Source organism: Paenibacillus sp. FSL M7-0656 (assembly GCF_038003225.1).
Taxonomy (GTDB): Bacteria; Bacillota; Bacilli; order Paenibacillales; family Paenibacillaceae; genus Paenibacillus; species Paenibacillus amylolyticus.
This window is the reverse complement of sequence record NZ_JBBOOT010000001.1, coordinates 3,558,960-3,577,675: the sequence shown is the minus strand read 5'-3', so window position 1 is coordinate 3,577,675 and position 18,716 is coordinate 3,558,960. Positions and strand designations below refer to the sequence as shown.

Sequence of the window (18,716 nt, the reverse complement as noted above, 5' to 3'; positions counted from 1 at the left end):
AATCTTATTCTGGTTGGCCTGTTTTTGTTTTTCCGAGGAGCCAATGACGCTCTCTGAAAAGTTCAAAGTCAGCTATATTCCTGAAATGTGGATAACTCCAAAGCAGTTTAACGATCTAATAACGTATTTAACACAGAGTTAATACTATATGTGGATATCCTGTGTGTATAACACTCTAAATGTGGACAAGTATGGAGTAGCTGGAGTGGGAAGTCCTCTTTTGTTAACAGAAATACTTGTTTTCAACTGATTAGTACTATATAGTTCTAAATATGACAAATACAAAAATGAACACGGGACCCGCCAAATCCAAAAGTACCAATCCGGTGAACCGGACCAAGGCAGTTGAGGTGGCCGCACAATTATTTCTGCGTCAGGGGTACAGCTACGTCAGCATGGATGAGGTCGTGCGAGTGAGTGGGGTATCCAAGTCAAATATTTATTATCATTTTAAAAACAAGGAGGAGCTGCTCCAGGCCGTGGTACAATACTGGATTGCCCAGTATGAGTCGGAGCTGTACCTGCTGCTCAGTCAGCGTGAACGAGGAGTGGAGGAGCGTATCTACTCATTCATGGCATTGCTGTCGGCAGGTATTGAGGGCCGAAATTACGAAGGGAGCTGTCCCTTTGTTACGTTATATATGCAGACACCGGACAGTGCACCCCAAGTGAAGGAAAGCATATCCAGATTCTTTCGTGAGCTTAGACCTATGGTGGAGAAGTTGTTTCAGCAAGGTTTGGATCGCGGTGAATTTCGCAAAGAAATCGAACCGGGACCGGCTGCGTTGTTGTTTATTGCCGCATTGGAAGGTTCACTAATCCTAGCGGGAACTGCCCGTGATGTTGGGATTATTGAACAATCGGCACGTACGTTTTGTCAGATGCTTCGTTAATCGAAGCTCTTTTTTTGAATATAACTAGTACTATATAGTACTAAAAGGAGCTGTAACAGAATGAATGTACATACAACAAACATGAATCAGGTAATAAGTGAGTCTGATATTGCAGCCACGACCATTTTTATGACAGGTAGTACAGGTTTTATCGGCAAAGAAACGGTCAAACAACTCACGCAGGGAGACGCACAATTGCTCTTGCTGGTTCGTTCGGAACAGCGAGCCAGAACTGTGCTGAAGGCTTATGGAGTGAAGGATCTCGACCGGATTACCTTTATTAAAGGTGATTTGTCCATTTCGGGTCTTGGCCTTACCGCACCAGATCGGGAGCGTGCTCTTGAAGCGAATGTGATCATGCATGCGGGAGGAACGATGGACGTCACTTTGGAACGAAAAGTAGCCGAGCAGATATTCATGAACGGGGCCAGGGAACTGGCACAGCTAGCACAGGAAATCCACTCTACTCATGGATTGAGACACTTTATCCACGTTGTTGGTTATATGAGTCCTTATGGAGAGCGGAATGAACAGGGGAATTATCTACAGGTTGAGCATGTGGATAACAATGAAAGTGCATATGAAGAGATGAAGTTCCATGCCGATCTGCACATTCGCGAGCATGCAGAACAGCATCACTATCCCTTATCCGTTGTAAATCCGAGTACAGTGGTTGGGCCACGTCCTACAGGTGAAACCGAGCAAACGGGTGGGATTGGGCTGCTCATTCAGGCGATTCAGAAAGGACTTATGCCAGTGGTGCCGGGAGGTTCATCCTATTGGTTACCGCTTGTGGAGAATGACATTGTTGCACAGACGCTTGTTTTTCTATCCAGGGAAGCTGCTCCAGTCGGAGGAACTTATCCACTGTTGGCGCGGAAGGAAGACAGTCCCAATATGAAGGAAATGCTGCAACTCTTGGCGCAGCAATTGGACGTACCCAAGCCCAAAGGGGCTGTCCCATTACCATGGATCCGATGGATCATGAAATCAGGTGGTTCACGCATCAGTGGTGTTCCAGCGGAGTCGGTTGCTTTTATTACCAACAGGTCATTCCCGGTTGAAGAGACGGAGGCTCTGTTCACACGTATGGGGCAATCCTGGCCGGACATCCGGGAACAGCTTCCGCTGGTTACAGCCGATCTAGACTATCGTTTTCGGTATGCGCCGTTACCTGAGGGTTTTCCGACAGATTATATTCGGTCTCGAAGTGGAAATATGGCTATGCTTCGTTGGGAGGGTGAGGGAGAGCCTTGGATTATTGTGCATGGTTTGCTTCAATCTGCGGATGAGATGTTACCTTTAGGAAAACAGCTTAGGGACCGGACCGGGAACCCGGTATGGTTAATCGATCTCGCTGGATTCGGACGGTCTCCGGTGCATCAGGGGGATGAAGCGTTTGAAGGTCAGGTGGATGCACTGCTTACGGCTCTTGGTGAGTTTGAAGGTCCGGTGAAGCTGGTTGGTCATTCGATCGGGGCTGCTATTGCAGCTGCGGCACAGATGCGTAGCGGGCGGACAGACATTCGACTGGGGTTGCTTCAGCCAGTAGCTAACAATTCGAATCCGAATGTGCTGAGATGGATTTCCCGTTTGCCAAGAGGGGTGATGCGCTCCCTGCTGCGTGGCAGATCGGAGAAAAGTTGGAATCAAATGTTCAGTTCACATAGTGGCGTAGGCGACAGCAGTGTTATAGCCGATACCATGGGCAAGAGAATACGCTCCAGTCTCCAGTCCCCTCGCATTGCAGGAGCACATGCAGACTTGTTGTGCTGGATTCACTCGGGTCAGAGGAAAGGCGCCAGATCAACGTTGTGGGCGAAAATGGAAAGTCAGCATTATGCCAAGAATGTATTAGTTGTGTGGGCCAATCAAGATCAGGAATATCACTATCCCCAGGATATGAACTCACAGGTCAAACGGATAGATGTACCCTATGGACATTACTTTCCGACGTTTCAGTATAAGGAAACAGCTGCAATTCTCGCCGAATGGGCCGATACCTTAAGGTGAGTTTAGGTTTGGACATGCAGGAATCCCGTGCCAATTGTCGAAAGGGTCAAGTCGACTTTTGAGAGCTGAACCAAAGACAGGAGAGATGAATGTATGAGCAAGCAACGTGTGGAAATCAGTAAAAATGTGCTAACGGAATGTCTCGGACTGCGCAGCGGAGAGAATCTGGTAGTTGTCGCAGACGATATGAAACGGGATCTGGCTGAATCCATCTATGAGGCAGGCAAAGCACTGGGTGCAGAGTCGGTCCTGTTAATCATGGAGGAACGCAACAGATCCGGCGAAGAGCCACCTGCGCCAATTGCAGAGGCCATGATTCGAGCAGATGTAGCCGTATGTGTAACGAAATATTCATTAACACATACCCAGGCACGCAAAAAAGCCGCTGCTTCAGGGACCCGAGTGGCAACCATGCCCGGCATGACAGAGGATATGTTTGTGAACGGAGCCATTACAGCTGAATATTCGCAAGTAAAGGCGTTGACCGAGAAGGTAACGGCTCTATTAACCGCAGGTCGCTATGTGCGAATAGAGAAGCAGGGCCATAGTCTTTCCTTTTCCATTGAAGATCGTAACGGTGTACCAAGCACAGGTATGTATTTGAACCCTGGTGAATCGGGCAACTTGCCGTCAGGAGAAGCTTATATTGCTCCCGTTGAGGGCAAGGGCGAGGGCAGTATTGTTGTAGATGGTTCCGTTGCTGGAATTGGGGCACTCCGTGAACCGATGTTATTGACCGTTAGTGAAGGACGGTTGGTGTCAGCTGAAGGACCAGATGGGGCTCAATTACTGGAAACGCTTGGTGAGGGCGATGGTCGTTTTCTCGGCGAATTCGGGATCGGTACCAATAACAAGGCGCGAATCACGGGTGTGGTGCTGGAAGATGAGAAGGTGTACGGCACAATTCATGTGGCCTTTGGCAGCAATAACACATTTGGTGGAACGATTGCCGCAGGTGTTCATATCGATGCAGTTGTACAAAAGCCGGACGTGTACATCGATGACAGGCTGATCATGCGTCAGGGTGAATTGGTCGAATAACTACAGCGAAGGAAATTGGGCATGTCCACAACGTGTCCACAGTAATGGATAACTGAAGCGAAAATTCGGATTTTACGTCAGATTTACAAACAAATACACAACATGTCCACATTAAATTAATGAATATCCACATGAAACGCCAAAGATATCCACAGCATGTGTGCAATATGTGCACAACTTATCCACAAATCAGGTATAACTCGTGTTTTCATCCGATAAAACAGTCGTTTTGGAGTAATCAAACAAGTTATCCACAGGAATATCGCTTTTTTGTTCCAAGTATTTGAAAACATAGAAACAGATCCATAATATATAGGGATAAAAAAGACCCGAAATCGGCATAAAGCTGATCTTGGGTCTTTTTTATGAATATAATTTTTCAATCCTATGTCAGGTTACTTACGCTCAATTCTAAAACGACTGGCTTCCACCACCCTCCACAACAGGGCAAATGATCAGAGCGGAGACAGCAACCGTAATGCAACGTCTGTTGAAGTTGGCAAAATTGATCTGAAGCCTAAACATTTGATCAAAAATAACCGATACACCAAAGTAACATCTAATGGGACGAAAGTACCTGTGGTGACTTGGTGAATGCGAACCACAAGCAGGTCACTTAGCCAAATAAAGTGCTCTTCATGTGGTTTTGTTTTTATATTTTATAATGATCTGATTATACGGAATGAGAGGATATGGGGATAACTATGGACGAGGGAATGCAATATATTAATTTTTCGGTAGGAGACCAGATCTTTGCACTACGAATTGATGAAGTTCATGAGATCATCAGAATGGTGCAGGTGACAACAGTTCCATTTGGAAGCCCGGAGATCCGAGGTTTTGCTTCGCTGTACGGTAAGGTCGTTTCGGTGGTGAGTCTTCGTGTATTGTTAGGCATGCCAGACCAGGAGGATACCTCTTCTACACGTATTATTGTGGTGCCTTACAAAGGTGGATTTGTACCGCTGATCGTAGATATGGTCGATTCTGTCGTAAGTTACGATCGTTTCGAGGAACCAGCTGAGGAACACCGTCGTTTCATGCTTGGCGTTTTTGACAAAATCGGGTTCTGTGAAGATCATCGTGCAGGTATTTTGAACCTCGATGTATTACTGGGCAGCTTGATCAGATCATAGGAGTATAACGATCCGTAATTCTTTCAATATTCAGTATTATCCTTCGGTTTACCCAAATGTTCCTCATCCGCTTTTCGGGAGAAGGGACATTTTTTTGTGCCGCTAGGGCGTTTTCAGACACGCCCTAACCATTGAAATAACCACTTTTTATGGGCAAAGGTTTTTAAATCCGGTCATTTTCGTATATGATGGAGAGTAACAATGCGAAGGGATGACGGGAGACTTTAATGATGCAATCGCTGTATGGAGTATGGCTTGGTGACGTATTTTTTTGTTTTTCCGGTGAAACATCGGAACCACGTGTGGATGCATGGAGCCACGTGGTAAGAAGGTTGAATTTTGGCGACGGGGGTCGTCTGTTTCAGCCTGCCGCTCTGCGTCTTGCGGAGCTGCGCTGGCCGAATCCGCTAAGGAACACGGCTGAAGCGAAGAACACAAAGCGGCGTCAACTGCTGGGACGCACATTGGAAGGATTGGCAGTCTCGCCTAAGGATGCCTTCAGGCTGCTGCTGCAATGGGATGACCGTTTGTTAAATGCAGCCGGAATTCAGGTTGGAGAAGAGATGCGTTACTGGATCAAGGCGGCGCAGTTCACACAGGAGCTGCTGTTGCGGGGAACAATTGCTCCATCGGCTGAATTCGCAGCAAAGACCGGAGCACGGCGACGGACCGGACAAGAGACATTAACAGGTGTATGGCGGCCACGCTTGCAGCAGGAGGAGGACATCGAACGCTTCCGCGATCTTGCTGAAGCGATGCCTCCGATTGGATTGGCTGCTCCTGGAGCTTATGCTTCATTGGAACCGGAAACGCGTGAAGAAGCAGGGGCTGCGGTATTATTTTCATTCATGAGTGGCATGATTCATGCTGTGGTGACAAGTGAACTGGAGGGCATGGACAGTGAACTGTCCCGTTACCGCACCCCATATCGACGCGGATCTTCGCCAGTAGCCGAACTCTGGTGGAACAGTCTGATCTCGATGTTCCGTCCTGTGACGGTGCAAGGGCCGACGGACGATATGACAGCGTTTATTCATACGTTGCAAGAAGTTGGTGGAACGTCAATGCCAATCGTGGGAGCAGAAGAGATGGCACCTGCTGAAGGCCAATTGAAGCTGGTGCTCCGCTTGGAGCCACCGCTGGGCGAACATGAAACGATCTGGGGAATCAGCTTTTGGGCGGACAGTGAGCAGGAACCAAGCTTGAGGTTGCCTGCACGGACTATCTGGGCACATCCAGAGCGAGATCTGGACCGGGGGAAGGTGTTATATACCTCGGCGGCAGAGCAATTATTGATGGCACTCGGGCAAGCAGCAGAACTGGCACCTGAACTGGAGACAGCGCTGCTTACTGCTCGTCCGGAGGAAATTAAGCTGGAGCAGCAGGGTTTCTTTGAATTTCTCACGCATGCGGTTCCACGTTTGCAGAAGGCTGGGATAACCGTTCTCATGCCTTCAAGGTGGAGTCGTGCCGGGAAACGTCGTGCGGGACTGCGTCTGCAGATGTTGAATCGGGGAACAGAGCGGTTGCCTGGAGCCACATCGGCACTGGGCATGGAACAATTGGTTGCTTTCAAGGCGGAGCCTATGTTGGATGGGAAACCGGTCACGGCGGAGGAACTGGCAGCACTGGCTGAATCCACAGTTCCGTATGTCATGTTCCGTGGTGAATGGATTGAAGTGGATACAAAAGAGATTCGCCAAGTCCTGCGTTATATGAAAAAAGAAGAAGAACAATATATGCCTCTCTCCGAATGGCTGCATCTGGCAGCGGATGAAGGGGAGGATTCCGCATGGAAGGGCCTCTCCGTCTTTGGTGCCGAATCTGATGGGATGCTTGCTTTCCTGCTCGATGGACAGGTGCTTCGCAGTATTGAGCCTCGTCAGGTTCCGGCAGAATTGCATGGTGAACTCAGACCTTATCAGGAACGAGGCTACCAATGGTTATCCGCGATGCGTGAGCTGGGCTTTGGCGTATGTCTCGCGGACGATATGGGACTTGGGAAGACGATTCAAGTAATTACCTGTCTGCTAGACCGCAAACACGAGGAACGCCAGGCAGCTGAAGAGGAAGCCCGTGAGAATGAGCTGTTGAATGGATCAGATCATTCTTTCCCGGCGGATCAGCACACGCATGAGCAGCCTGTTCATCTGCCTGCACTTATTGTGTGTCCTACCTCGCTGCTTGGAAACTGGCAGCGTGAGCTGAAGCGGTTTGCCCCGGATCTGTCGCTATATATTCATCATGGCGGACAACGGCTGCACGGGAACGAATTCCAGGCAGAAGCGCAGACGCATGACATTGTACTGACGACCTATCATCTGGCAGGCAGAGATGGCCCGGATCTGGCTTCGTTGCACTGGTCCACCATTGTGCTGGATGAGGCACAATATATTAAGAATTACCGTACCAAACAAGCGCAAAGCGTAATGCGCCTGTCTACACTTCATCGTATTGCGATGACGGGAACGCCTGTAGAGAACCGGCTGAGCGAACTTTGGTCGATTTTCCAGTTTCTCAATCCGGGGTATCTAGGCACAGCTTCATCGTTCCGCCAGCGATATACGGGACTGGGGCCATCCGAAGAAAGTGCAGCATCCTTGCGTGAGCTTCATCGACTGGTATCTCCATTCATGCTGCGCAGGCTGAAAAGTGATCCGGATATTCGCAAGGATCTGCCAGAGAAGCTTGAACTGAAATCCTATTGTTCCCTGACGCCGGAGCAGACGGTGTTGTACCAGCGTGTGGTGGATGATCTGATGGGGGGGCTGGACGGCAGAAATGGCATTGCCCGTAAGGGGATTGTGCTGTCCTCCCTGACCAAGCTCAAGCAGATCTGTGATCATCCGGTGCTGGCGGACAGCAATCGGAAAGACCACGGCAAGGCTGAGGCATCTGGTAAGATGGAACGTTTGCTTGAACTGCTGGACGCCATCCGTGATAACGGGGAATCTGCCTTGATTTTCACGCAGTATGTTGCTATGGGAGATCTGCTGGTATCGAGGTTGAAACAGCGATATGAGGAAGAACCTTATTTCCTGCATGGTGGTGTGTCGAAGGCGCAAAGAGATGATATGGTGGAGACTTTCCAAAAAGGAGAGGGGCCGTCCATGTTTGTTCTATCTCTTCGTGCCGGAGGTGTGGGTCTGAATCTGACACGGGCGAGTCATGTTGTTCACTATGATCGGTGGTGGAATCCCGCGGTTGAGAACCAGGCGACGGACCGTGTATTCCGAATCGGGCAGAATCGCAATGTGCAGGTTCACAAGTTGATCTGTCAGGGAACACTGGAGGAACGGATTGATGAGCTGATCGAAAGTAAGAAGGCACTCTCCGAGCAGGTCGTTGGTTCGGGTGAGAACTGGCTGACCGAGATGTCGGATGATGAGCTGCGTGGCCTGATTTCTCTTCAGGGTGAGACGTGGCTGTGACCTTGAACTTTCAGAGGAATATAGATGTTGAGAAAGGGGGATTATTGTGAGCGAAAAATGGAAGATCGAGCTGCATATGTCCCCCGGTGGATGGACAGCAGAAGTAAATACAGTAGCGGAAGCGGACCAGGAAGTTTCCGTTTCCGCTTCCGCTGCTGAGGGCAAGACCGGATCAGCCGCAGGCATGTTCACAGTCACGGGAACGCCGGCGCGACTGAGCGAAGCCCAGCGCGAGGCTGTACTGGCTCAGCTGCGCAAGCGCCCGCTGACGCTGTACGCCCTGCTGCGCGGCGGCCCGGCGTCCGAGGAGCTCGCCGGGCTGCTGCCGGCTACGCAAGCGCCCGATGGCTCGCCAGGCGCAGCAACGGCCAGTGCGGCCGTGGCGTGCACCTGCGGCCGCCCCAGCTGCGCGCATGCCGCGGCCGCTGAGCGCGCCGTAGCCGCGCGCCTCGCGGCCGCGCCGCTGCTGCAACTGGCGCACGCCGGCCTGCCGCGCGAAGCGCTGCTCGCCGGCGTGCTGGGGGCATGGGCGGAGGAACTCGCCCATGATCCCAGTGGCCCCGGCCGCGCAGCGGAAACGGCTGGCCGCCCGCAAGTGCGGGGCGGCGAAGGCGGCGCGGCCGTCGGCGAGTGGATTGCCGAGGCCGCCGCGGACGGCGCCATGCACCAGCCGGGGCCGGGCTTTGGCGCCGTTGAGGTGCGCCTCGCGCAGCCGGGCAAGCCGCCGGCCTTGCCGGAGCTGACGGCGCTGCTGCCGGGCGTGCCGGCCACCGCAGGGCTGGATTTGATCCGCGAGCGTGTAGCCGCGCGGATGTGGCAGGCTGTCCAGAAGAAGACGGACAGCCCAGCAACCAAATGATGCACCCATCAGAGCGGGGGAGATCTCAGATCACCCCTGCTTGTTTTTATTGCAGCATGTTGCATTATTCGAATTACATCATTTCCCGGTACAAGATGAATTTTGTCTTTATCCAACAATGTTAATGCTCATTAGTAAAGTGCATCTCGGTATAATCAATTTTTTGCATATTGGATATATGAAGGTATATTCCCATTTCAATTCTATTGTGTACAGCTCGGGGATGTTGCTCTAAAAGTCCAAAAAACGATCATACAGGCTGTACAGCCCGTATAAGTTCATTCGGATCTCTTCTAAAGGAGGTCTTTACCGGTGGAGCTTCGCTCCCAATTAAGGTATACTGTCGCAGGGAACATTGCACGCTGAGAACTATATAACATTTATATTATTGCGATAGGAGTTTTTACATGAAATCAACTACAGGAAGACAGCGCCGCATGGTGGTTATGCTGTCCTCATTGATGATATGCGGAGCATTGCTTACCGCGTGCCAGAACGGTTCAGGCACAGAGGAAAGCCAGAATCCGAATGGAACAGGTAACACACAACAGGAGACGGACGGCACAACGGTTCATTTTACGGAGGATAAAGGAACGGATGGCGACAATGCTGGCGGGGATGACACATCATCTTCTGGCAACAGCGGTGAAGGCACGGATAGCGAGTCTGGGAATGCTTCAGCGGGCGGAGAGCAGGGCTCTTCGGACAATGGTAACGGGGCGACAGCGGAAGACCCATTGCTGGAGAAACGCAGTATCAGCGCACTGCAAACGACGATTGATGCACAATCCGTGGTGACCAATGCCGAGTCTATGACCGTCATTGTGAACAAACAACGGAGTCTGCCTGACGGTTACGAGCCGGACGATCTGGTAGAGCCGAATGTACCGTTCTCCTTCGACGAACCACACGAGAAGCGGCATATGCGCAAGGAAGCTGCGGAGGCACTGGAGAAGTTGTTTGCAGGTGCAAAAGCGGATGGCATTGAGCTTCGTGCGGTATCCGGTTATCGTTCATATCAGCGTCAGGTATCCATCTATAACAATAATGTCAAAACTAAAGGTCAAGAATACACGGATCGCGTGAGCTCTGTGCCAGGCCGAAGCGAACATCAGACCGGTCTTGCCATTGATGTATCCAGCCCGAGTGTGGGCAATGTGCTGGAAGAGGTATTTGGCACATCGAAGGAAGGCCAGTGGTTGGCTGAACACGCTGCAGAATACGGATATGTCATCCGTTATCTGCAAGGTGAAGAAGATACCACAGGTTACGTCTATGAGCCTTGGCATATCCGGTACATCGGTACAGATTTGGCACCGGATGTGGCGAAGAGTGGGTTAACTCTAGAAGAATACTTCGATGAGGCTAATATCAAGTTGTAATTTGGATGTTTCATCCTTAAAGAAAAAGACAAGATACTATTTCTCATAAATCCCCGAATGAACCGTCCTTGATCTAACCAATGGGCAGTCATTCAGGGGATTTTTTTCTGTGCAAAAATGTTAATGGATTTAAGATAGAATTAAACTTGATTCCATTGTCCGAGATGATGGGGGATTGATATAATTCATGTTTAATCTGAAGAGACAAATACAACCAAAGCGAGGGACGAGAGAATGAGCAGACAGCAGGTTTTTACGGGCTCCCCATGGGAACCGTTGGTGGGATATTGCCGTGCAATCCGTGTAGGGAACCGAATCGAAGTGGCGGGTACAACCGCGATGCAAGATGGTGTAGTTGTTGGGGCAGGTGATCCGTATGCACAGACAAGGTTCGTTTTGCAGACGATCGAGAATGCACTGAAAGAACTGGGGGCTGACATGTCGCATGTGGTGAGAACCCGGATGTTTGTGACCGATATCTCCAGATGGGAGGAAGTTGGCAAGGCACACGGTGAATTTTTTGGACAGATCCAGCCTGTAGCCACCATGGTTGAAGTTAGCGCACTCATTGATCCCTTGTTGATGGTTGAGATTGAAGTGGAAGCGATTGTTGAAGATGAAACCCAAGCCGGTTGATTCTGACCGTTATCCGGAAGATATCTAAGGAACCCAGGACGTCTTATTTGGCCCTCAGGTCCTCTTGCTAAAATGTAAAGAACATCAGACACGTTATTTCCCAAATTACTCTGATAAAAATGCTATAAACAGCTATTAATTCAAATTAGCGTGCCTGAGATTCCTTAGATTTCTGCGGGTACTTCAAATCCTTGAATAAGATGCCTCAGATTCGTTAGCGTTAACTCCGCTTGCTCTTACATTCGGTAAGCAATGTATTTCGTATGCAGTGCACATCGCACGTGTCTGCTCCGGACAAGTTTCAGATACCCTTCGGTTTGAAGCAGTTTGTAGACACACTCTAAAAAACCAAAACAAAAAAAACAACCTTATCCATGCCTGTCAAAAGACAAGCGGATAAGGTTATTTTGAATTGACTTCGCCGCCTGGCCGCACGGCTGAGTTCTTGATGCGCCAAACTCATTACACCGCGCGTCAGGAGCTACATGCGGATGGCTGGTCATTATGATGCTCCACACTCATGACCCCGCGCTAAGCGATGCACACGGTCGTCTGCAACAACATATAACATGTGTTTCAGCCAGACGTTTTTCCAATCGTATTATTTCGCTTCCAGTTCTGCTGCAGGTGTTTCAACAACCACTTTCCAAGCTGTTCCGATTGGAGGCAGGCTACGCGTCAACACAGGGCTGAAGAACCCAATGACTTTAGCGCCTTTGGTCAGTTCTTCAGCTTTCACCGTCTCACCTTCGTGGTTCACGAGCAGCGTGTCTTTAGCAATGTTCAGCACGACATGGTCAGGAGCGGTTTCTGTTAACCGTGTACCTGTAATCTCAATCTGTGAGATGCTGCCTTCAGCTGATGTTACATTTTCAATTGTACCCGCTGTACCCAGAAGCTCTTTAGGTTGTACCTCAGATGCTGTAGCCGCATCCAACACAGTGACTGTATAGGTCGGCGTTTGTGGTGGCAGACTGCGGGTGGTGATCAGGGAATGCTCAGCTTCCACGTTCATGCCAATGGCCAGATCAGTCAGTGCAATCTCTTTTCCCTCAACTGAGATGAATTTTGTCTCATCGCTCAGATTGAGCACAATACCATCCGTACCTGCACCGCCAATCTGGATGGACTGATATTTATCTTGGTTCGAGATTCTGGTAATGACACCACGTTCAGTAACCGTCTTCACGTCCTCTTCACTCGAGATAGTCACCTGATTTCCTGTTGTGTTCACTTGTCCATGCAGTGCTTTCTCAGCAAAAGAAACCGGTACATACAATTTGCCGCCTGTGATTTCGGGCGCTGTACCCAGCGTGAGCAGCATTTTATTCACGGAATATTGATCCTTGCCTGTGATTACCTGTGTCCAGAGAGCACCACGAGTCAGCTCTGCAGTTTTAGTTTCTTTATTCCATTCCAGTTCAATACCCAGTGCGTCGGTAAGATCACGCAGCGGGATCATGGCTACTTTGCCATCTTTGTTCCAATAACCATCAGAGATGGTTGCACCATTCACGGATACGTTTACTACACTCGCTGCGTTACTATCTGCTGAAACGGATGTTTGATGGACTGGTTGTGTGTTGTCCAGTGTTGCTGCATAAGCGGCTCCACCACCCAATGCCATGGATAGGGCCATCAGTGCACTTACTTTTTTCATGTTGTTGTTCATCAATATTCATCCCTTCTAATCTGTGTACTGACGCGGTAAAATCTTCCTTAGGGCCGCGCTTCAAGTTAATAGACGGGACAAATCGTCTAAGTGTTGCAGTTGAAATGCAATGAATGTAAGCGGTAGGTTAGTTTAAATTAGAAATATCGCTTGTATTGCAGGTTATCCGCAGCAGGATCAGGTTAATTTCAGGTAAGTGGCCAAACCTTTGTCCTATTGCACATTCAAGTACGAGGAGGAACGGATTAGATGAGTGATATGTTGGTAGCGCTCTATCGTTTGCCGGAGCAAGAGAGTGGACTGAGAGCGTTGGAGGAATCCTCCATTGTGATTCGAAGAGCCATTGCCCCAGAGAAACAGCTTGTACTGGATTGGGTGAGGTCACATTTTAGTCAGGCTTGGGTGGATGAATGTGAGGTCGCTTTTGCGCGTCAGCCGGTGTCCTGTTATATTGCGGTTGAGCATGGGAAAATGATTGGATTTGCCTGTTACGAGGCGACATGTCGCAACTTCTTCGGACCGACAGGTGTGAGCCAGAATGCACGGGGCAAAGGTGTAGGCACAGCCTTGTTACTGGCCTGTATGCATGCGATGAAGGCGGACGGTTACGGGTATGCGATTATCGGATCAGCGGGACCTGTGGATTTCTATGCCCGGACGCTGGGTGCAGTGAAGATTGAAAATTCAACGCCGGGTATTTACGAAGGTATGCTGCGGGCAGACTAGACAATAATGATGTTGTGGAAGCTGTGGAAAAGGAAGGGAGGACGATGATGAGCACGAAACAAATGTTGCACATCGGAATGATCGGTACGGGATCAATCTCGGATCTTCATATGAGGTGTTATGCCAAAAACGAGGATGCCGTCATCTATGCGATCTGCGATCTGAACGAAGAACGGGCTAAAGCTGCGGCACAGAAGTATGATGCTCAATCCGTGTACACCGATTATCGGGAGATGCTGGAGGACCCGCATGTGGATGCTGTCAGTATCTGTACCTGGAATAATACACATGCGGAATTTGCCATTGCTGCACTGGAGGCAGGCAAGCATGTATTGCTGGAGAAACCGGTGGCAACCAATGTGGAAGATGCACTGCGGATTGAAGAAGCGGTGAAGAAGAGCGGACGTACGTTTATCGTTGGTTTTGTGCGGCGTTATGATAACAATATGCAGATGATGCGCAGATTCATTGATGCCGGGGAGTTTGGTGAACTGTATTATGCCAAAGCTTCCATTCTACGGCGGCACGGTAATCCGGGCGGTTGGTTTGCTGACAAAAGCCGTTCCGGCGGCGGCCCTCTGATTGACCTGGGCGTACATATTATCGACCAATGTTGGTACCTCATGGGCAGGCCGAAACCTATTTCGGTCAGTGGTAATACGTATCGGAAGTTGGGCAATCGTGCCCATATCGAACATCTTTCTTTTTACAAAGCAGCCGACTACAGCGCAGCTGTGAATGACGTAGAAGATATGGCGAATGCGCTCATTCGGTTTGAAAACGGGGCTTCGCTGGCGGTGGATGTGAGCTTTACCCTGCATGCACGCGGAGATGAATCTTCGGTGAAATTATACGGCGAGCGTGGTGGGTTCGAACTGGAGCCGGAGACACTGATCGTCACGGAGAAAAATAACACCATCCTGAATATTGAACCCCAGACGGACAATACGGGTCTCCATATTCATAGTGCATTCCAGAACCAGATCGACCACTTTGTGGATTGTTGCCTGAACGGGACTGAGCCGATCAGCCCAATCGCGGATGGTGTGGCTTCCACGCGCATGTTGTGCGGAATCTACGAATCCGCTGAGAAAGGGCAGGAGATTCGTCTGGATTGAGTTCATTTTACATGGCAGTTGTCCTTCATCATATTAAAAAGCATGCGTCTTCCGCGTGATCTGCGGTTACGCATGCTTTTTGGCATAAGGTCATTTATTCAGTGGTGAATTCTCGTATCCAGGGTCATCATAATCCGTATCCTGCAGCCTTGGAAGCACGTTCATGGTTTCAATTGCCTGCCGGGTATCCGGCGTGCCGTGGTCATACAGAAATGTGTACAGCAAGGTCATGCCATCCGAAAACTGCTCCGTTGCCTCATCATGGTCTGCCGATTTGTAGGGTACTGGCGCCCGTTGCAATGTATAGGCATCGTCATCCTCCAGCACCTTCATCAGATCTTTCAATCGGCCCAACTGTTCGTCATCCACCAACACCTCAAAGGGTGTAGATTCGTTCTTTGTTCGTTCAATCAGGTTATGAGTTACCGATACATACAGATGTTGTTTGCCGTCCTGCATAATCCAACCCCCATTCTGAAATGGAAAAAAGACGCTTCTACTGTTAATAAACAGCAAAAAGCGCCCTGAAACGAGCTACTGTGCTCGTGTGTTATTTACTCATCCACATGTTCAGTCACATATGACCAGCCATTACCTTTACCTTCTAATCGACTTTGTTCAAAAAAGTCAATTCCATCTACTGTAATACTGACTGACACGAGTGATGGTTCATCTTTAACGGGATTAACGACGATGAACCCTTTATCCAATAGATAAGTAATGGTTCTAAGTTTCTCAATATGTGATTGTGGAAAAAGTTTTTCTTTGGGAGCGATATAAGCCGGATTTTCGGTAAACCACATATCGTACAATTCCTGTAGGGTGTCGAATCTTTCTTGAATCCGCTCTTTAATAATCATCTCTAACTCCATAAGGGACCTCTTCCTTTGAGTTATTTCCCAAATCTCCCCGTTACGGGCACCTGGCGGGTGCCGGCCTCCATCGATCCTGAACACAGGGGACAGGCGGGAGGACCCGAGGATGCCTTCTTGGTTGCTTTTGAAGGCACAGCCGGCTTCTGTCTTAGCCACGCTTTACAGGTGGATGAACTACACTTCCAGACCGCAACGGTCTCCGTACGCTCAGCATTACCTGAACCTGAAGTGTGCGAATGTGAACTGGAGGAACTTGCAGCTGTTGGACTCAGACCTGTGGTGCTGAATGCCTTATGGTTGCGAATCTCCCCACTACCACGCCGTTCACCGAGGCGATCCTCATCACGTTCGTTGTGGACCTCGTAGTCACGACGGTCACTGTGGCTGATGGCACGACGCTGTGCCGCATCCCGACCATCTGAACGGGCACCTGAGCCGGACGAGCGGGCATACTGTCCGTTGCCTTTACCATATGAAGCCTGACTGCTCGTCCGGCTCTCCTCACGAGGTTTGCGTTTGTCCGGAACTTCCATGCCGAAGGCTTCAAGCAGGAAACGGGACACATCCGCTGGTTTTCCGTGATGGCTCGCCGGTGAGGTGACATACAAGTACTGCTTGGCCCGTGTGATGGCAACGTAGGCGAGCCTGCGTTCTTCCTCCAGCGCCATGTCCAGTTCGGCATCTGTCTGCTGCATAGCAAGCGCAGCTTTCTGATCCTCGGGAATATCCTGGCGAAGTGCTGTACTGTGAGGCACAATGCCTTCACTGGCTCCAATCCAGTACACACAAGGGAACTCCAATCCTTTGGCCCGGTGGATCGTCATCAGCTGTACCGCGTCACTATCCTGCGCACGACGCAAAGATTCCATCTCACGGTGTCTGCGGGACAGCTCATCCGCGAATTGGATGAACTCTTCTACCGTTTCGAATTTTTTGACAGCAGCTTCGAATTCATCCAGAGTTTCCAGCATCGTTTCCTTATAATGGGTGAAGATGCTGGGATCACCACTTTCCATATACTTGTCGTAGAACTGCCTGCGCATCTCTTGAATGGCGATGATGGGTTTTAGTTTGTGCAGTGATTTGATCAGTTTGATGCGTTCCTTGACCTGTTCCTGCTGGAACGGTTTCAGCTTGTCCCATTTCACCAGATGGATGAGCGGGTATTTCTTCGCCTGTTGTTGTTCACAACGCTGTATCCATTCCAGTCCTGTATCTCGTGATACATAGAGCGGTCCTAATGCACTTGGGAGAGCATCCATGGCACGTGGATCAAGAGACAGACGCAAATGATCCATCAGGGGTCTGATGAGAGACTGGTCATAGAACACCGGAGAAGCACCATGCTGTACAAAAGGCACGTCTTTCAACACAAGCTGCTCAAATACAGCCCGGCTGCTACTTGCTGTCCGGTGAAGAATCGCAATATCGCGATAGGTGTGTTGTCCTTCTTCAACCTGCTGGCACAGCTGGTTTACAACCCACGCCGCTTCTTCCTCTGCATTGGAAGGTGTAGCGAAACGGGGCGCATCGCCGCGGTTTCCGGCGGCACGCAGCCGTTTGTCACGTCTACGTTTATTGCGGGCGACCAGTTCACTTCCGAGTCCCAGGATGCGTGCATCACTGCGATAATTGATATCCAGCGTCACAATGCGTGCACCGGGGTATACTTTATCGAATTCCAAAATTGATTCCTGGCGTGCGCCATTAAAGGTATAGATCGTCTGGTCATCGTCTCCCACAACCATCAGATTGCGGTGAGCGGAAGCCAGTTTTTGCACAATTTCATACTGCAGATGGTTGGTATCCTGGAACTCATCCACCATAATGTACTGGAAACGCTTCTGAAGCGGCCCCAGAACAGCAGGATCACGAAGCAGCGCGGCTGCCCGTAGTAAAATATCATCAAAATCCATTTTGCCGCGATCCTGCTTCCAGGCTTCGTAACCAAGCAGAACACGCTTGGCATCGCGTTCTTCCTGTGATTTTTCAGGCAGATCGGTTGTTTCCGATCCTTGCATCTTCCATGCGGACAGCATAGCCAGCAGACTTTCAGGCTGGAAGGCTTCACTCATGCCATTTTGGCGAAGAAGCATCTTCAGCACCGTATGCTGGGCTCGCGACTCGCCAAAGATCTCTTCCTGCACACCGTAATGACGCAATAATGTCAGCGCAAAAGAGTGGAAGGTGCGAGCCTGTACGGCTCTCGCGGCTGCCGGGCGTATGCCTGGCAATGCGGCGATCCGGTCTTTCATCTCGGTGGCAGCTTTGTTCGTGAACGTCACCAGCAGGATACTGCCTGCATGTACGCCACTGACCTCTATGAGGTAACCGGCTCTTGCAGCCAGTACAGTTGTTTTGCCACAACCGGCTCCGGCGAGAGTCAGAATCGGTCCTCTGCCGTGACGGACTGCCGAGATTTGTGGTGCGTTTAACTTGATGCCTGCCTCTTCAAGAGAACGAAAATAAAAGGCATCCTGTTGCTCATTACCCACGAGTTGCCGACTGGTCTCCAGCGGAGCAGACGGGGACTGGGGCAGGGACGCCGCCGGGGTAACCCCGAGCGGACGGGGGTAGAACGTTGAGTTCGGACTTAACATGTTTCATCCACCTCTGTATGCATTCAGGGATAGGACTATCCCGGCTAAAAGTAAACCATTTGCCCTTTTCACAATCGCATTGTAAATTGGTATGATAGAGTTAGTCGCCTAAGCAGGCGGTTAAGTAGGGCCAAAGCTTCATTATACCCGAACATATGGTCTTGACGAAAGCCCCCGATTTCATCCAGTATCGGTATAAAACGGGCACCTGCACGAGATTACGCAACTTTTTGGCATGATATCGTATAAGTTATATGCCTGAGCATTTTGCATGAAAGATGTAATATGCTAATTTACTACTAAATAGAAATGATAATATTGGTTTTGACGGGAC

The 18,716-nt window shown here is 50.0% G+C and carries 15 protein-coding genes; 11 read left to right on the top strand and 4 right to left on the bottom strand.

Annotated elements, in window-relative coordinates; translation table 11 throughout:
* Positions 1 to 326 precede the first annotated feature (326 nt).
* The 9 genes from MHI01_RS15780 (at position 327) to MHI01_RS15740 (ending at position 11,391) form a co-directional block, all read left to right on the top strand.
* Complete coding sequence (locus tag MHI01_RS15780) at positions 327 to 893, top strand: TetR/AcrR family transcriptional regulator (protein ID WP_036607516.1); 567 nt, start codon at positions 327 to 329, stop codon at positions 891 to 893.
* Between the two features lie 81 nt (positions 894 to 974).
* Positions 975 to 2,906 carry an alpha/beta fold hydrolase gene (locus tag MHI01_RS15775; protein ID WP_340983560.1) on the top strand — a complete coding sequence of 644 codons (1,932 nt, stop codon included), beginning with the start codon at positions 975 to 977 and terminating at the stop codon, positions 2,904 to 2,906.
* Positions 2,907 to 2,999: 93 nt separating this feature from the next.
* A complete protein-coding gene (locus MHI01_RS15770; RefSeq protein WP_340983558.1) occupies positions 3,000 to 3,947 on the top strand; it encodes an aminopeptidase in 948 nt (315 codons plus the stop codon).
* A gap of 387 nt (positions 3,948 to 4,334) precedes the next feature.
* Complete coding sequence (locus MHI01_RS15765; protein WP_340983555.1) at positions 4,335 to 4,541, top strand: hypothetical protein; 207 nt, start codon at positions 4,335 to 4,337, stop codon at positions 4,539 to 4,541.
* A 122-nt stretch (positions 4,542 to 4,663) separates the two neighbouring features.
* A complete protein-coding gene (locus MHI01_RS15760; RefSeq protein ID WP_164783412.1) occupies positions 4,664 to 5,083 on the top strand; it encodes a chemotaxis protein CheW in 420 nt (139 codons plus the stop codon).
* Between the two features lie 227 nt (positions 5,084 to 5,310).
* Positions 5,311 to 8,514, top strand: a complete 3,204-nt coding sequence (locus MHI01_RS15755; RefSeq protein ID WP_340983553.1) for a DEAD/DEAH box helicase — start codon at positions 5,311 to 5,313, stop codon at positions 8,512 to 8,514.
* A 46-nt stretch (positions 8,515 to 8,560) separates the two neighbouring features.
* Complete coding sequence (locus MHI01_RS15750; RefSeq protein ID WP_340983551.1) at positions 8,561 to 9,373, top strand: hypothetical protein; 813 nt, start codon at positions 8,561 to 8,563, stop codon at positions 9,371 to 9,373.
* A 407-nt stretch (positions 9,374 to 9,780) separates the two neighbouring features.
* The gene (locus MHI01_RS15745) at positions 9,781 to 10,755 is read left to right on the top strand and encodes a M15 family metallopeptidase (protein ID WP_340937113.1); all 975 of its coding nucleotides are present in this window, start codon (positions 9,781 to 9,783) and stop codon (positions 10,753 to 10,755) included.
* Between the two features lie 234 nt (positions 10,756 to 10,989).
* Positions 10,990 to 11,391, top strand: coding sequence for a RidA family protein (locus MHI01_RS15740; protein WP_076332718.1), 402 nt, complete (start codon positions 10,990 to 10,992; stop codon positions 11,389 to 11,391).
* A gap of 601 nt (positions 11,392 to 11,992) precedes the next feature.
* On the opposite strand, the gene MHI01_RS15735 is transcribed toward MHI01_RS15740, so the two are convergent.
* On the bottom strand, positions 11,993 to 13,051 hold the full coding sequence (locus MHI01_RS15735; RefSeq protein ID WP_340983550.1) for a copper amine oxidase N-terminal domain-containing protein: 1,059 nt from the start codon (positions 13,049 to 13,051) through the stop codon (positions 11,993 to 11,995).
* A 261-nt stretch (positions 13,052 to 13,312) separates the two neighbouring features.
* On the opposite strand from MHI01_RS15735, the gene MHI01_RS15730 reads away from it, so the two are divergent.
* Together MHI01_RS15730 and MHI01_RS15725 are read left to right on the top strand one after the other, a co-directional pair.
* A complete protein-coding gene (locus MHI01_RS15730) occupies positions 13,313 to 13,789 on the top strand; it encodes a GNAT family N-acetyltransferase (RefSeq protein ID WP_340983548.1) in 477 nt (158 codons plus the stop codon).
* 47 nt (positions 13,790 to 13,836) lie between these two features.
* Complete coding sequence (locus tag MHI01_RS15725) at positions 13,837 to 14,907, top strand: Gfo/Idh/MocA family protein (RefSeq protein WP_340983547.1); 1,071 nt, start codon at positions 13,837 to 13,839, stop codon at positions 14,905 to 14,907.
* Positions 14,908 to 14,997: 90 nt separating this feature from the next.
* On the opposite strand, the gene MHI01_RS15720 is transcribed toward MHI01_RS15725, so the two are convergent.
* The 3 genes from MHI01_RS15720 to MHI01_RS15710 all read right to left on the bottom strand — a co-directional run bounded on the left by MHI01_RS15720 (position 14,998) and on the right by MHI01_RS15710 (position 18,382).
* Positions 14,998 to 15,366: a hypothetical protein gene (locus MHI01_RS15720; protein ID WP_339189982.1), complete on the bottom strand. Its 369-nt coding sequence runs from the start codon at positions 15,364 to 15,366 to the stop codon at positions 14,998 to 15,000.
* 95 nt (positions 15,367 to 15,461) lie between these two features.
* Positions 15,462 to 15,779, bottom strand: coding sequence for a hypothetical protein (locus tag MHI01_RS15715; protein ID WP_282319531.1), 318 nt, complete (start codon positions 15,777 to 15,779; stop codon positions 15,462 to 15,464).
* 20 nt (positions 15,780 to 15,799) lie between these two features.
* The gene (locus tag MHI01_RS15710) at positions 15,800 to 18,382 is read right to left on the bottom strand and encodes a UvrD-helicase domain-containing protein (protein WP_340983546.1); all 2,583 of its coding nucleotides are present in this window, start codon (positions 18,380 to 18,382) and stop codon (positions 15,800 to 15,802) included.
* Between the last annotated feature and the right edge of the window lie 334 nt (positions 18,383 to 18,716).